The organism is Bacillus mexicanus (assembly GCF_050445615.1).
In the GTDB taxonomy this organism is placed as follows: Bacteria; Bacillota; Bacilli; order Bacillales; family Bacillaceae; genus Bacillus; species Bacillus mexicanus.
In genome coordinates this window covers 252,056-266,919 of the sequence record NZ_JBCEYV010000001.1, presented here as the reverse complement: position 1 = coordinate 266,919, position 14,864 = coordinate 252,056, and the positions used below count along the sequence as shown (strand labels likewise).

The following is a 14,864-nucleotide window of genomic DNA, read 5'->3' as shown; positions in this document are numbered from 1 at the left end:
TAAAATAAACTCAAGAGTTTTTTATGAAGAACAGATGGAGGAGACTGGATGATTTATTTAGATTATGCAGCGACGACACCTATTTGCGAGGAAGCTCTCCACGTTTATCAGAAGCTCAGCATAGATATGTACGGGAATGCCAGCAGCCTGCATGATGCGGGAGGAAAAGCAAAGTACATACTGGAGTACTGCCGTGAAAAAATCGCCAGCATCATTGGCGGAGAAGCAAGCGGCATTTATTTTACAAGCGGCGGCACTGAATCCAATTTTCTGGCCATTCAATCGTTGCTTAATTGCCTGCCAAAAACGAAAAGACATTTCATTACAAGCGCTATGGAGCATCAGTCCATTCATAACTGTGCTGCTTATCTGGAACAGCAAGGATTTGATGTAACCATCATTCAACCGAATGAATACGGGCTTATTACCGAGGAAATATTAACAGCTCATATTCGGCCGGAGACAGGCCTGATATCTATTCAACATGCCAATTCTGAAACCGGGATCATTCAGCCCATTCAACGTCTGTCTTCATTCCTCCGCAATAAGGGTATTCTTCTTCATTGCGACGCTGTGCAAACGTTTGGAAAAATCCCCATCAATACAGAAGAACTGGGGATGGATGCACTGTCAGTATCAAGCCATAAAATCCACGGCCCTAAAGGAGTGGGCGCGGTCTATATTCGGCCGGATGTCCCTTGGAAACCCGTTTACCCTCACACTGCTCACGAACAAGGATTCAGAGCCGGCACTGTGAATGTCCCCGGGATCGGCGCCTTCACCGCCGCTGCAGAGCTAATCATTAGCGAGATGGATAAACAGATATCCCGCAATAAGACATTAAGAGCACACTTATTAGACGAAATCGGTATTCGATCTCTTCCTGTAACCCTTGCGGCAGACACTGCACAAACAGAATGTCTCCCGCATATTTTAGGATGTTTTTTTCACTCATTTGAAGGACAATATGTTATGTTAGAATGTAATCGGAATCATATTTGCATCTCAACGGGCAGCGCTTGTTCTTCCGGATATCAAGGTCCGTCTGCAGCGATGAAAGCACTAGGAAAAACAGATCAAGAAGCGCTGCAATTTATCCGCATCTCTTTCGGAAGGCATACAACAGCTGAACAGCTGGATCAGTTATTACATACACTTACAGCGCTTTGGGAACAAAAGAAAGGAGAATTTGATATTGACCGAAGAATTAAAGCTTATGGGCGCCAGCAGGCGTGAACAGCTTCTTCTGTGGCTGAAGGAATCTAAATCGCCGCTGACAGGAGGAGAACTCGCAAAAAAAGCAAACGTTTCAAGACAGGTTATTGTACAGGACATATCGCTCTTGAAAGCGAAAAATGAACCGATCATCGCCACAAGCCAAGGATATATATACATGGATACAGCCGCTCAGCAGCACCAGCAGGCAGAAAAAATTATCGCTTGTCAGCACGGCCCCGAACGGACTGAAGAGGAATTGCAACTCATCGTGGACGAAGGTGTTACAGTAAAAGACGTAAAAATCGAGCATTCCGTATACGGAGATTTAACGGCAGCCATCCAAGTAGGCACCCGGAAAGAAGTGAGCCGTTTCATTCAGAAAATCAATTCCACAAATGCCGCCTATTTATCACAGCTGACTGACGGTGTGCATCTTCATACACTGACAGCACCTGATGAACACCGCATCGATCATGCTTGTCAAGCACTCGAGGCAGCCGGTATTTTAATTAAAGACTAAAAAAAGCCCTTTATTGGGCTTTTTTTATCATAGATAGGACTGATATGCACCAAGGAGCTTTACTTTGCAGCCGAGTGCTTCGAGCTCCTGCATGGCACCTGGAATCAATACTTCATCAAACGCTTTCTCGATATCAATGATAAAGAAATAATGGCCTAATCCGGTTTTAGTCGGACGTGACTCAATCTTTGACAAGTTTAAGTTTCTCCAAGCAAAAGCAGACAGCACTCTGTGCAGCGCCCCTGATTCGTCCTGCGGAAGCATCACCATCAAGGTCGTTTTAGGCTTCGAGCTCAATTTTGCATTCACTTCAAATGAAATGTTTTCATCAGATGACAGAATAACAAATTTCGTATGATTGTCCTTGTAATCCTGTATATCTCGTTTTACGATTTTTAACTCGTATGTAGAAGCTGCCATTTCATTGGCAATGACCCCGATGTTCAGCTCTGGATGGTCACTGACATATTTAGCTGCCGCCCCTGTTGAATTGGCGTATTCATAGGGAACGGAAGGAAAATGACGATGGAGAAATTTATGGCATTGTGCAATCGCGTGTGAGTGTGAGTAAATTTTGTCGAGTTCTTTCCATGCATTCTCTCTTGAAGGATGAACGAGCAAATGCTGATGAATCGGCAATGTCATTTCACCTACAATTGGCAAGGGCTGTTCATGTATTAAATAGTCTATCGTTAAATTCACTGATCCTTCTAATGCATTCTCTAAAGGAACGAAAGCGAAATCAACTTCGCCTGCAACTGCCTCATCTATGCACTCCGGTATGGTACGGTAAGCAACATGTTCGGCGCCGTTTTGAAAACAAGAACTGACTGCTAAATGTGTGAATGTAGCTGCTGGACCTAAATAACCGACTTTCATGACCCTATTCTCTCCCTTATGCACCTGAACCTAATATTTCAACCTTTTCTACAAAATCAAATTTTCTAAGCTTATTCATTAACGTATGAATGTCCTCTTCCATGGCAGATGTACTGATAGACAGCGTCACATTTGCTCGGCCCTGAAGCGGAATGGTCTGGTGAATGGAAAGAACATTGCTTCCAGAATCAGCTACTGCCTGTAGGAGCTGAGATAACGCACCTGACCTATCCTCCAAATGAAAGAAAAGTGTGATAATTTGCTCTTTAACCATAGTGTAGAACGGAAAAACAGCATCTCTATATTTATAAAATGCACTTCTGCTTAAATCGACCTTTTGAACGGCATCTGCCACTGAATCTGCTTTTTTTCGATCAAGCAGCTTTTTGACTTCCAATGTTTTTTTCATCGCATCGGGCAATACATCTTCACGGACAAGATAAAATGTCTCCTCTTTCATTTGCATCCCCCCCTTTAAAATAGAGAGCCCGACATTCAGGCTCTCCTTTCTGCCATCATTAATCAATAAATTCAAATTCAAACTCCAGAAGCCTGATAATATCTCCATCTTTGGCTCCGCGTTCTCTGAGTGCTTCATCAACACCCATTCCGCGCATTTGTCTCGCAAATCGTTTAACCGATTCATCACGCGAGAAATCAGTCATCTTGAATAATCGCTCAAGGCTGTCTCCTGAAAGCACAAATACACCGTCTGGGTCGCGTTCAATATTAAATGGCACTTCTTCATTTTCGATCGTGTACATAACGCGATTTTGTGTAAGCTCTTCCTCGTCATATAACGGAAATTCCGGCGTATTTTCAAGCTGATTGGCGACTTCAAACAGAAGTTCACGAAGGCCTTCTCTTGTCACCGCGCTGATTGGAAATACCGGGTAATCATCCGTCAGCTTTTCTTTAAAGGCTTTAAGGTTTTCCGACGCCTCCGGCATGTCCATTTTATTTGCAACAATAATTTGCGGGCGTTCAGTGAGACGCAGATTGTACTCGCTCAGCTCCTGGTTAATCGTTACATAATCCTCATACGGATCGCGTCCTTCTAAACCGGACATGTCAATGACGTGAACGATAACCCGTGTCCGTTCGATATGGCGCAAAAATTGGTGGCCAAGTCCGACGCCTTGGTGTGCGCCTTCAATCAGTCCCGGCAAATCAGCCATAACAAAGCTGCGTCCGTCATCCGTCTCAACCATGCCGAGATTCGGAACAAGCGTTGTAAAGTGGTAGTCCGCAATTTTCGGTTTTGCAGATGAAACAACAGACAGCAAAGTGGATTTTCCGACACTCGGAAATCCAACAAGCCCCACATCTGCAAGCACTTTTAATTCAAGAACAATGTAGCGCTCTTTTCCCGGCTCGCCGTTTTCTGAAAGCTGAGGCGCGGGGTTAGCCGGTGTAGCAAAGCGGGAATTCCCTCTTCCGCCTCTTCCTCCCCTTGCAATGACAGCCTGCTGTCCGTGCTCTGTTAAATCAGCAATGACCTGCTTTGTATCATCGTCTGTCACAACGGTGCCTGGCGGAACTTTAATGACCATATCATCGGCATTTCGCCCATGCTGGTTTTTAGACATGCCGTGCTCGCCGCGAATTGCTTTAAAGTGTTTTTTGTATCTAAAATCCATCAGGGTGCGGAGACCTTCATCCACTTCAAAAACGACGTCTCCTCCCTTTCCTCCGTCACCGCCGGCAGGGCCGCCTTTCGGCACATATTTTTCACGACGAAACGCAACCATCCCGTTGCCGCCATCGCCGCCTTTTACATATACTTTGACCTGATCTACAAACATAATGTCCTCCGTTCTAAACCGTTAAAAACTCCGCTAATCCAACCCAATTTCAATCAGACATTCGTGACTTGTGATCTCAAAACGCATGATGTCAACATCCTCATATCCATTCTGCCGAATATCATCAAAAGCCGATGGATCAGTAAAAGCGCCGTGAAAATCAAGGTACAGAATCAGCTGTCTGCCAGGATGATCCGTTTGCAGCGAAACCGTTAAATGATTTTCGCTCCCTCTGCTGACCGCTTGATCAAACAGAGAAAACAGTTTTCTCATCAGGTTCACCAGCTTTTGATCATATGCCGACAAATCCTTAATTTCTCCAAGAACTTCATATTCAAGCGTCATATAATGGGTTTTCCAATTAAACGTAAGAAAATCAAACGCCAAATGCGGTGTTTTCAGGTTTGAGAGCTTTGATTCGTGTTTTGCGTCTATCACCATTTCTTCAATCATTTCAAAGACGCGGTCATACTTCTGCAAACTTAAGTTTCCTTTAATCAGCTGCAGCTTATTCATCCAATCATGCCGAGAATGGCCAAGCAGATGAATCAGTTCGTTTATTAATGTTGTATCGCTTATATTTTCTTCTTGATTATTTGAAACATCCTTCATTTTCGCACTCCCAATCATTTAATTTCTTTTTAGGAGTCTGTATAAGTGTGTATTATGAATTATAACAGAGAAGGCTTTGTTAGAAAAACAATTGTTTTTCCCAGAAATATCATGTTCCTTTTTTATGGCTATGGTTGATTTGCAGCCAGGCAGAACATATTATGTATTACTGCTTGGGGAACATATCCAGTGGGTTTGAGATGTTATTCTCATTCTTCGCGGGGTCTGCTCGCACATACTCTGCATTTCATTCTTGGTGTATACTCCGCATATTGCAAAAAAACTCCAGTCATCATCGACCGGAGTTTTTTAAATCATTATTGAGCTACAGGATATACGCTCACTTTTTTGCGGTCACGGCCGAAACGTTCGAATTTAACAGTTCCGTCGATTTTCGCAAATAGAGTGTCATCTCCGCCGCGGCCCACGTTTTCACCTGGGTAAATTTTTGTTCCGCGTTGACGGTAAAGGATAGAACCGCCTGTTACGAATTGACCGTCAGCACGTTTAGCACCTAAACGTTTAGACTCAGAGTCACGTCCGTTCTTTGTAGAACCTACTCCTTTTTTAGAAGCGAAAAACTGAAGATCTAATCTAAGCATGTAGCTCACCTCCTATATTATGTTTGTGGTCACACGCAAGTTATCTTTGTAATCCCGTTCGATTGTCTCCAGTGAAACAATCATGCCTTCAATCAGCAGCTGAGCCTTTTGGCGCGACTCCGTATCAAGAGATTCAGGGAATTCAAAGTAAAAATAACCCCCATCCTCTCCTATATCAAGAAGCGGCTCAAAGCCTGCAAGCACAATAACCGCGTTTACGGCTCCAAACACAACCGCTGTCACTCCAGCACAAACAAGATCTTGTCCATGTTCAGCAAAATTCGCATGGCCTGTCATTTCAAAAGACAAGATGCCTTTATCATGGGACCTTCTGATTGTTGCCTGAATCATGCTTACGCGTTGATTTTTTCGATCGTCACTTTAGAGTAAGGCTGACGATGACCTTGTTTTTTATGAACGTTTTTCTTTGCTTTGTATCTGAAAACAGTGATTTTTTTCGCACGGCCTTGTTTTTCAACTTTAGCTGTTACTGTTGCGCCTTCAACTGTAGGGTTGCCGACTTTCACATTGTCTCCGCCAACAAACAAAACGTCTTCAAAAGTAACTGTTTCTCCTGCTTCAGCAGCAAGTTTTTCGATGTAAACAGTTTGGCCTTCTTCAACTTTGATTTGTTTACCGCCTGTTTTAATGATTGCGTACATTCTCTGCACCTCCTATTAGACTAAGACTCGCCAGACACCAGGGGGCTTTAAAAGCTCTTAACACCTGTACTGAGCGGTTGTAGCAATGGTGCTACATCCATAACATTAAAAAATATACCAAAATACAAGACGTTTGTCAATTGATTTTAGTAAGGCAGCAGCAGCTCTTCCATGGAGGAATTCGTCCGCTTATCGGCAAAGTAAGCGTGGAGCACTTCATTCTCGTCAAGCTGGCTGAGCTTCTTGCCTGATTTCTCTATAATAATCGGATGTTTACAGCCACGTTTGAACTCTGCCATCACATGATAGACTTTGTCTTCCGCCTTTACAGTCAGCGGCAGCAGTTTTTCAAGCTCGCGATTTTTTCCGTAATACCGTTCAAGAAGAAATCTCACGTGGATATAATGCCTTTGCTTGTATTCCTCAAACAAAGAAACAGCAAGAAAGACAAACAAAACCCATGCGCTGATTTGCAGAGGAACCACAAATAAAATCCAGCACCCGAGCAGCAGACAGAAGCAGAGCGACGTTTTTAAATTGAGCCGGTGAGCCTTTTGAAAAGGCAGTTGCTTGGAAAACAGCAAAAACAACAGTTTTCCGCCGTCAAGCGGCCAGATCGGCAGCAGATTTACAAATAAAATAGAAAGGTTATAAAAGGTGAAGAGTTCAAAGGTATGCTGATGAATTACTGAGAATTCTGCAAGCGTCCAGGCAGCAAGCTGAAGCCAGATGTGCTGAAGAGGGCCCGCAATAACCACCGCAAGCTCTTCCTTTAACGGTCGATTCCCGTGCTCTTCCACTTCGACCGTTCCGCCAAACGGCAGCAAAAAAACACGCTTAATTCTCCAAGAAAAAAACACGGCCAGAGCAGCATGCCCCAGCTCATGGATCAGTACAATCAGCAGCAGGCATAATAATGCCTTCATATGGCCTGTGAGCAGTCCCAGAGCCGCAATCATCCACAGAAAAGGATGCACATGAATTTTTAAAATAAGGTCAAGCCACTTATTCAAATGAAATCACCTGAATCGGGTCAATAAATTTATCGCCATCTTTCATAGCAAAGTAATAGACCCCTTTATTATGATCATCAAGTTTAATTGAACCAAGTTTTTTGCCTTTATCTACAAAGTCATATAAAGCCACATCTACATCTTTGAGTTCTCCATAAATACTATAAGTATTGTCAGCATGCTGTACCTTAACCGTCAGCCCCGTCTGGCTATCTTTGTTAACTTCAACTATATAGCCTTCTTTTATGCTATCAATAGTATCACTGCTTGTTTCGACTTTAATCCCTTCCCCGTTATCCTTAAAATCCTCCTGCACTTTCCCAGATGCAGGCGCGGCCAAACCTTGGCCTACTTCAACCTGCTGTTCCTTATTTTTATGTTCAGGAGCCAGAAAAGCGAGCGGATTTCCAAATTTCGTTTCAAACCAGTGGCTTGCAGAGGCAAATTGAAATTCAGTTTCGAAGGTTTTGGCAACGGCGGGTTTAATCTGGCTGACAGGCCCTATATTTGTTTTATAAGCTATGGCTGAAACAAGAACAAGGCAGGCTGACAGAAGACATTTTAGGATAATCGAATCTGTTTTAACCAAAGGGTGTTTTCCGTTAAATGTTGATATGTTATCTTCATATATTGGAAGAGTTCCATGCTTTTCTTGATCCGATACCATTACCCAAGACGGGGGTTTCTGCTTTTCAGGAAATGTCTGAGCGGAAGAACGTTTCGAGCCGGAAAGCTGTTTTCTTCTTTTCTCTAATCGTTTTCTGATTTCATCTGCTCTATGACTCATTGCAATCATCCTTTGCATTCGTTGGGTTTGTACATCATATGTCTTGTCCATGACAAATATTCGTTTTACCCAAAGCAGACAAAAACAAAAAACCTGACACAGCATTTGCTTTGTCAGGCTCTTCTCTTTGATTTTATTTCACTAAGATCTTACTCCGAAAAATGATTTAATCTTAGCCATCATCCCTTTGTTTTGCTCTTCAAGCACCTGCAAAGGAACAGATTCACCCAGGATGCGCCGGGCAATATTGCGATATGCAATCGAAGCGCGGTTTTTCGAGTCCATTGCAATCGGTTCGCCATGGTTAGAAGCTCTAATGACTTCATCATCATCAGCCACGATTCCGAGTAAATCGATCGACAAATGCTGTACGATTTCGTCGATATCCATCGTATCACCATTTTTCATTAGGTGATTTCTGATTCTGTTTACAACAAGCCGCGGCGGTTCAATATTTTCCTCTTGCTCCAGCAGTCCTATAATACGGTCAGCATCACGAACAGCTGAAATTTCAGGCGTTGTGACCACAATCGCTTTATCAGCTCCGGAAACGGCATTTTTGTATCCTTGCTCAATTCCGGCAGGACAGTCTATGATGACATAGTCAAATTCCTGTTTAAGCGCTTGAACCATATCTTTAATTTGTTCAGGAACCACGGCTGTCTTATCGCTCGTTTGAGCAGCGGGCATTAAATAGAGCAGATCATCGAAACGTTTGTCTTTTACGAGCGCCTGATGCATTTTGCATCTTCCCTCTACGACGTCGACAAGATCATAAATAATTCTATTTTCAAGACCCATTACAACATCAAGGTTGCGCAGCCCTATATCAGTATCTAATAAGCATACTCGCTTCCCTAAAATGGCTAAGGCGGTACCGAGGTTCGCAGATGTTGTCGTTTTACCTACTCCGCCTTTTCCCGAAGTTATTACGATAGCCTCACCCAATTCACATTCCTCCCTCAAGCCTTGTTAGATCAGGTCTTAAATGAGCCAAATGTTGAAGGCGTTCAATGACCATATTTCCGTCTGTATCTAAATAAGCACATTCCATTTCGTTCCCTTTTTGAATGTGGTCTGGGGAGCGATTTAACACATGATTGATTCTTAATTGTGTCGGCAGCATTTCGGCGGCGGCGATAACCGCTTGATGATTACCGTTACATCCAGCGTGCGCCATCCCTTTCAATGAACCAAGGACAAAAATGTTCCCTCCTGCCATGACTGTTCCGCCGGGATTCACATCACCGATCAGGAGCAAATCGCCTTTCACTTGCAGCACTTGGCCTGAACGGACAATTTTTGAAACAGAAATAATTTCAGCTTCCTCTTTCATTCGCTGTGCTTCTTGTTTCGTAATGACTTCACTGTCAATAGAATGAACAAACAAATCTTTCTTTGACGCAATCAATTCGGTCAGCTGTTCCTCTTGCTCCTTATATAAAAAGCGATTTCCCAGCTTAATATGGACGCTGATTTTCTGGCCTTTTCCATCCGTATATTGCTCAATTGACAGCATATTCTGAAGACCATCGAGAAGCTCATCAAAAGAACATGCATCATCCAGATGCAATGTTAATCCGTTCTTAGTTCCTTTTATTGTTACATATTGCTGCTTTTTGGTCTTCACAATATTCACCTCAACAACATACTCATTTCGTCAAAAAAAGATAAAATCCTTTTTTACTCATCTCTCAATTCTTTCTTTAGACTCATAAAAAACAATCTAAATGGAAGAACCAGGATTAGAGCGGCTGCAATATTTAATAAAATTGTCGGTATAAACCGGTCAAGCACAAACCCGTTAAACGTCATGATGTCTTTATGAATCAACGACTGAATGCCGAATACATAAAATTCGAGCACGCTGACAGCGAGAACTGCTATCAATATCACCACAAATGCGTTTGTATGCAGCACTTTAAACGCTTTTGAAGCCAAGTAGCATAACCCGGCAAAACCAAACATATAAACGCCTAATAGACTTGTATAGTTCATGTCATATAGAAAGCCAAAAATAAATCCGTAAATCATCGCGTGTTTTTGGTTGATGAAAGCTGACATAAATATCAATACAATCATCAGAAAACGCGGGGCAAGCACCTGATCATCTGTAACGAACGGAAAATGCACCAGATCTGTAAAAATGCTTTCCGCAGAAAAAACGAGCAGCATCACGAAAGGGAGAAGGAAACGTTTCACGATCCTTCCTCCTCTGTATCGACAGTCGGCACGTCACGGTTAACAATGATCACATTATTTAAATCGGATAGGTCAGCAGCAGGTTTTACATAAGCAACTTTCGTTAATCCATAGGAATCTGACTCGATATCTGTCACTTCACCGATTGTCAGTCCCTCTGGGAAAACGCCGCCTGTGCCTGATGTTTCAATAAGATCGCCTTTTTTTACGTCCTGCTTATCCTTACGCTCAATAATTGTCATCTTAAGACGTTTTTTCTCTTTGTCATACCCTTCGACCAGGCCGTAGCCTTTGTTGCCTTTTTTCCCGGATATTTTCGTCGCCACTCTGTTATTGCGGTCAGTGTCGCTTAAAAGCTGAACAGTAGACGTGAAGTTATTGAGGCCAGAGCTTTTGATCTTGCCGATTAATGCGCCTTTTTCGTTTGTTACAGCCATATCCTTCGCTACGTTTTGCTGTGTCCCCTTATTAACGGTGACCTGTTTCGCCCAATGATCAGGACTTCTGGCAATGACCGTAGCTAAAATCGGCTTGTAATCTTTAATCGATTTAACGTGGCCCAGCTCGTCACGCAAGGATTTGTTTTCTTCTTCAAGCTCTTGAAGCTTGGCTTCATACTGTGTCTGTCCATCAAGCTTCTCTCTTAGACGCTCGTTTTCTTTATACGTGTTTTTTAAATCATCGATGTTTTCAAATATCCCTGCAAAAAACGCGGCAGGCGTATGAAAAATATTTTGAAATACTCCCGTCGTATCGCCGATCACTTTCTCAGGCCAGGTGGTATTGCGGCCGCCCTTCAGCGAAAATCCAATCATAGCCACCAATATGATAATACACAGAAGTAATAGCATTAACCGTTTATTCGGCATCGTGTTACACCTCTTCTATTGAACTCCCGATTATCTTGTTTTCCCTTTGAAAAGATGGATGTGCTCCAGCGCTTTTCCTGTTCCGATCGCTACGCAATCGAGCGGATCTTCGGCAATCAGAACCGGCATTTTTGTTTCTTCGCTAATGACTTTATCCAAATTGCGAAGAAGTGCTCCGCCGCCGGTTAACACAATACCTCTGTCCATGATATCTGCTGCAAGTTCAGGCGGTGTTTTTTCAAGTGTGCTCTTCACTGCTTCAACAATTGTAGATACAGTGTCACGCAAAGCATTTGCAATTTCTTTTCCTGTAATTTCGATTGTTTTCGGCAGACCTGTCAGTAAATCGCGTCCGCGAATTTCCATGTTGTCGGATCCTTCAGGAGCTTCCGCTGATCCGATCTCCATTTTAATCGCTTCAGCCGTACGGTCACCGATCATCAGGTTGTATGTTTTTCTGATATAGTTGATAATCGCGTCATCCATCTCGTCACCGGCTACGCGGATCGATTGGGACGTTACAATGCCTCCGAGGGAAATAATCGCAACCTCTGTCGTACCGCCGCCGATATCTACAACCATACTTCCCGTCGGTTCCCAAACCGGCAGATTAGCACCGATTGCTGCGGCAAATGGCTCTTCAATCGGATACGCATCACGCGCTCCCGCCTGTCTTGTCGCATCGATAACAGCGCGTTCCTCAACAGCCGTAATGCCTGAAGGGACACAAACCATCACATATGGTTTTCTGGCAAACATGCCTTTATTTTTAATGGCCTGATTGATGTAATATTTCATCATCGTCGCCGTTGTTTCATAATCAGCGATAACGCCGTCTTTCATCGGGCGAAGCGCCACCACATTGCCCGGTGTCCGTCCGATCATATTTTTCGCATCATTTCCGACAGCAACAATCGACTTCGTATCCGTTTGCAAAGCGACGACTGACGGCTCTCTCACAACAATTCCTTTTCCTTTTACAAAAACAAGCGTATTCGCAGTTCCAAGATCTATACCAAGGTCTCTTGTACCAATTCCAAACATATGTATGTATCTTCCTTTCTTAAAGCAAAAATACCCTAAAGGGAAAAACTCATAAACTCTATTATAGCTTAATTTGACGAAAAAAAAAGTGTTACAAATATCCTTTTTCCTTTAAACTCACAAATTTTTTGTCACCGATCACCAAATGGTCAAGCAATTCGATGCCAATCAGGTTTCCGCATTCAAACAGCCGCCTCGTCACTTCAATATCTTCCCTGCTCGGCGTCGGATCTCCAGAGGGATGATTGTGAACACAGATAAAGGAAGCGGCAGATCGTTTAAATGCTTCTTTAAACACCTCTCGCGGATGGACAATAGATGAATTCAGACTTCCGATAAATATGGTGCGTTTATGGATCACTTGGTTTTTTGTATTAAGATATAAACAGACAAAATGCTCCTGGCTTAAAAAGCGCATATCCTCCATGACAAGATTTGCGCCGTCTTCCGGGGAGCGAATAATGAAATGTTCTTCATTGGCTAATTTATGAATACGGCTTCCCAGTTCAACTGCCGCCAGTATTTGCACGGCTTTTACCACACCAATTCCCGGGATGCTCGACAATTCTTCAACCGATGCTTCTTTCAGCAGTCGCAGTCCGTCAAAAGATCGCAGCAGCCGATTTGACAGGTCCATGACAGATTCGCGTCTCGTTCCTGTCCGCAATAATATAGCCAATAGTTCGTGATTCGCTAAGTTCTCGGCTCCGACTCTCAGGAGCCGTTCTCTTGGCTTTTCTTTCGTTGGGAAATCTCTGAGTTTTAATGGCAGATCGTGTATGATCAAGCACTCCTTTTCTTTCCCTTCCCGTTTATAGAACCGTCATGAATGTATATCAAAATGGCGAAGAGCTCTCATCGTTTTTGATATAGGAAGACCCATGACTGAATAATAATCTCCGTCTATTTTCTTTACAAAAAGCGCGCCTCTTCCTTGGATGCCGTACGCACCTGCTTTATCCATTGGTTCTTTTGTTTCAATATAAGTCCAAATCTCTTCTTCAATGAGTGGCCAAAACACAACTTCTGTCTTATCATAAAAAGTCTCGCTGTGATGTGCGGCTTGTATGCTGACCGCGGTAATGACTGAATGACTCCTGCCTGAAAGCCTCCGCAGCATAGAAGCGGCTTCTTTTTGATCCTTTGGTTTGCCGAGGCATTCGCCGTCCAGGCATACCATTGTATCAGCGCCGATAACGATTGCATGCGGGTGGAGATCAGCTACAGCCTTAGCTTTTTGTTTTGCCAACCATTGGACGTTTTCTTCAGGTGAAAAGTTTCGATTTAATTTTTCCTCTACTTCACTGACGATAATGGAGTAGGGCAGCTGGAGAAGATCAAGGAGTTCTTTCCTGCGCGGAGATTGTGATGCAAGTATTAGCGGCTTAGTCATGCTCGTCATCCTTTCAGGGTTTGCTTAAGAAAAAAAGATACTCGTTTATCCTACCAAATCACGAGGCTTGTCACAATTTCAGAAAAATAACTTTTTCATAACAAAATAAAAAAAGCCTGTCGCTAAAGGACGAAGGCTCAGGCACTTTCTCTTATTTAATGAGAGCCAACAACTGCTGCTGAGCCTTCCAGCCCGCTTCAGCACTTGGGTTCTCCAGTTCCTTTAATGCTTGCAAGATCGCTTTTTTCTCTCCTGCTTCTGTTTCTCCAATCGACTTTTCTATTTTTTCCACACTTGCTTTTGTAACGTCTTCCCCGAGAATCGCCTTTGCTGCAAGCTCCGTTGTTTTCTTGAACGAATCTGTCATATCCGGCTCTACTGATAAGGAAAGCTCCTTGCCGCCCCAAGCTTCAAAATCGCTATCGATTAAAAATTGCCCTAACTGCTGTGATACACCTTTATCACCGGCTAAGCCTGCGATGACATATGTATATCCGTCATCCTTTGGCAGCGACACGGCGGAATAGCCTTTTTCAGTCAGTTGTTCAGTTAACGTTTCGGCACCCTTTTCATTTGAGAATTTCCCGGCTTGAACAGCGTACGTTTTATATGTACCTTTAGTTTGTGCCGCCTGCTTTTCTGCGCCTGAGCTTTGTTTCTCACCAGCAGTATCTCCGGCTTTCGCCGTTTGGCTGCCTAGGGAATCATCTATAGAAGCAGGTACCGACGCTTCTTTATTACCAGACATGTTCAACGCGAATAAACCTAATCCTGTGCCTATGACAGCCGCAAAGGCAATCGTCGCCGCCACTCTTTTTACCGGCTTTGCCGTCCCGGGCTTTCCCTTTGAATACAGCTTTGTTTTTTTCTTTTGATAGGCCGGAACAACTTTTGGATCCTCTTTAAACACCTTGTCTTCCTCAGAATCCCAATTAAAGTCATCCTCATCAGGATGCTCATGGGATGCGGCAACTTCTTGTTCTGCCTTTCTCTTTTCCTCCCAATTTGAAAATGTCATGTTTTTTTCCGTCTCAGCTTCAGTCTCAGGCATTTCTTGTTCGTAAACCGTCTCTTCTTGTCCATTAATCGTTACCTTCAGGGCCTTTTCTGCGGCTTTCCTGTTTTTTTTATGCTTCCTTTTTTTCAATTCCGCTTCCTCCCTTCGTTTGCTTGACCGTTTTTGTCGGCTTATTCATGCTACACACTTTAGCACAGGCGAAAAAAAAAAGAACAAGACTTTTGTCGCCTTGTCCAAAAA

20 protein-coding genes and 1 other annotated feature are annotated in these 14,864 nt (G+C 43.3%); of the genes, 3 read left to right on the top strand and 17 right to left on the bottom strand.

Features of this window, described 5'->3' with window-relative positions:
• The first annotated feature begins 48 nt into the window (after window positions 1-48).
• The gene (locus tag AAGG74_RS01435; RefSeq protein WP_162102243.1) at window positions 49-1,236 is read left to right on the top strand and encodes an IscS subfamily cysteine desulfurase; all 1,188 of its coding nucleotides are present in this window, start codon (window positions 49-51) and stop codon (window positions 1,234-1,236) included.
• A complete protein-coding gene (locus AAGG74_RS01430; RefSeq protein ID WP_162102242.1) occupies window positions 1,196-1,738 on the top strand; it encodes a transcription repressor NadR in 543 nt (180 codons plus the stop codon). Before AAGG74_RS01435 ends, AAGG74_RS01430 begins: the two co-directional genes overlap by 41 nt.
• Window positions 1,739-1,765: 27 nt before the next feature.
• On the opposite strand, the gene pheA is transcribed toward AAGG74_RS01430, so the two are convergent.
• From pheA to spo0B, 4 genes are read right to left on the bottom strand one after another with little or no spacing between them, the layout of a single operon-like run.
• A complete protein-coding gene (pheA, locus tag AAGG74_RS01425) occupies window positions 1,766-2,617 on the bottom strand; it encodes a prephenate dehydratase (protein WP_429674330.1) in 852 nt (283 codons plus the stop codon).
• A 16-nt stretch (window positions 2,618-2,633) separates the two neighbouring features.
• On the bottom strand, window positions 2,634-3,077 hold the full coding sequence (gene thrR, locus AAGG74_RS01420; protein ID WP_162102240.1) for a transcriptional regulator ThrR: 444 nt from the start codon (window positions 3,075-3,077) through the stop codon (window positions 2,634-2,636).
• A gap of 58 nt (window positions 3,078-3,135) precedes the next feature.
• A complete protein-coding gene (gene obgE, locus AAGG74_RS01415; RefSeq protein WP_429674329.1) occupies window positions 3,136-4,422 on the bottom strand; it encodes a GTPase ObgE in 1,287 nt (428 codons plus the stop codon).
• Window positions 4,423-4,455: 33 nt separating this feature from the next.
• On the bottom strand, window positions 4,456-5,034 hold the full coding sequence (gene spo0B, locus AAGG74_RS01410) for a sporulation initiation phosphotransferase Sop0B (RefSeq protein WP_225493685.1): 579 nt from the start codon (window positions 5,032-5,034) through the stop codon (window positions 4,456-4,458).
• A gap of 76 nt (window positions 5,035-5,110) precedes the next feature.
• On the opposite strand from spo0B, the gene AAGG74_RS01405 reads away from it, so the two are divergent.
• Window positions 5,111-5,233, top strand: coding sequence for a hypothetical protein (locus tag AAGG74_RS01405; RefSeq protein WP_162102237.1), 123 nt, complete (start codon window positions 5,111-5,113; stop codon window positions 5,231-5,233).
• Window positions 5,234-5,351: 118 nt separating this feature from the next.
• Here AAGG74_RS01405 and rpmA read toward each other — a convergent pair whose 3' ends face one another.
• From rpmA to AAGG74_RS01340, 13 genes are all read right to left on the bottom strand, one after another.
• Complete coding sequence (gene rpmA / locus AAGG74_RS01400) at window positions 5,352-5,636, bottom strand: 50S ribosomal protein L27 (RefSeq protein ID WP_003152662.1); 285 nt, start codon at window positions 5,634-5,636, stop codon at window positions 5,352-5,354.
• 12 nt (window positions 5,637-5,648) lie between these two features.
• The gene (locus tag AAGG74_RS01395) at window positions 5,649-5,987 is read right to left on the bottom strand and encodes a ribosomal-processing cysteine protease Prp (RefSeq protein WP_429674328.1); all 339 of its coding nucleotides are present in this window, start codon (window positions 5,985-5,987) and stop codon (window positions 5,649-5,651) included.
• 2 nt (window positions 5,988-5,989) lie between these two features.
• Window positions 5,990-6,298 carry a 50S ribosomal protein L21 gene (rplU, locus tag AAGG74_RS01390; protein WP_162102235.1) on the bottom strand — a complete coding sequence of 103 codons (309 nt, stop codon included), beginning with the start codon at window positions 6,296-6,298 and terminating at the stop codon, window positions 5,990-5,992.
• A gap of 13 nt (window positions 6,299-6,311) precedes the next feature.
• Window positions 6,312-6,387: a sequence feature (ribosomal protein L21 leader region), on the bottom strand.
• 57 nt (window positions 6,388-6,444) lie between these two features.
• Window positions 6,445-7,311 carry a stage IV sporulation intramembrane metalloprotease SpoIVFB gene (spoIVFB, locus tag AAGG74_RS01385; protein WP_429674327.1) on the bottom strand — a complete coding sequence of 289 codons (867 nt, stop codon included), beginning with the start codon at window positions 7,309-7,311 and terminating at the stop codon, window positions 6,445-6,447.
• A complete protein-coding gene (locus AAGG74_RS01380; protein WP_429674326.1) occupies window positions 7,304-8,098 on the bottom strand; it encodes a peptidoglycan DD-metalloendopeptidase family protein in 795 nt (264 codons plus the stop codon). The genes spoIVFB and AAGG74_RS01380 overlap by 8 nt, the downstream gene beginning before the upstream one ends.
• A gap of 141 nt (window positions 8,099-8,239) precedes the next feature.
• Window positions 8,240-9,046, bottom strand: coding sequence for a septum site-determining protein MinD (minD, locus tag AAGG74_RS01375; RefSeq protein ID WP_429674325.1), 807 nt, complete (start codon window positions 9,044-9,046; stop codon window positions 8,240-8,242).
• A 1-nt stretch (window position 9,047) separates the two neighbouring features.
• Entirely contained in the window at window positions 9,048-9,728 is a 681-nt protein-coding gene (minC, locus tag AAGG74_RS01370) for a septum site-determining protein MinC (RefSeq protein WP_162102231.1), read from the bottom strand.
• 53 nt (window positions 9,729-9,781) lie between these two features.
• Window positions 9,782-10,300, bottom strand: a complete 519-nt coding sequence (gene mreD / locus AAGG74_RS01365; RefSeq protein ID WP_162102230.1) for a rod shape-determining protein MreD — start codon at window positions 10,298-10,300, stop codon at window positions 9,782-9,784.
• Window positions 10,297-11,169 carry a rod shape-determining protein MreC gene (gene mreC, locus AAGG74_RS01360; protein ID WP_429674324.1) on the bottom strand — a complete coding sequence of 291 codons (873 nt, stop codon included), beginning with the start codon at window positions 11,167-11,169 and terminating at the stop codon, window positions 10,297-10,299. Before mreC ends, mreD begins: the two co-directional genes overlap by 4 nt.
• 30 nt (window positions 11,170-11,199) lie before the next feature.
• Window positions 11,200-12,213, bottom strand: coding sequence for a cell shape-determining protein MreB (mreB, locus tag AAGG74_RS01355; protein ID WP_162102228.1), 1,014 nt, complete (start codon window positions 12,211-12,213; stop codon window positions 11,200-11,202).
• Window positions 12,214-12,304: 91 nt separating this feature from the next.
• Window positions 12,305-13,000: a RadC family protein gene (gene radC, locus AAGG74_RS01350; RefSeq protein ID WP_162102227.1), complete on the bottom strand. Its 696-nt coding sequence runs from the start codon at window positions 12,998-13,000 to the stop codon at window positions 12,305-12,307.
• A gap of 36 nt (window positions 13,001-13,036) precedes the next feature.
• On the bottom strand, window positions 13,037-13,606 hold the full coding sequence (locus AAGG74_RS01345) for a Maf family nucleotide pyrophosphatase (RefSeq protein ID WP_429674323.1): 570 nt from the start codon (window positions 13,604-13,606) through the stop codon (window positions 13,037-13,039).
• Between the two features lie 151 nt (window positions 13,607-13,757).
• Complete coding sequence (locus AAGG74_RS01340; RefSeq protein WP_429674322.1) at window positions 13,758-14,753, bottom strand: SPOR domain-containing protein; 996 nt, start codon at window positions 14,751-14,753, stop codon at window positions 13,758-13,760.
• Between the last annotated feature and the right edge of the window lie 111 nt (window positions 14,754-14,864).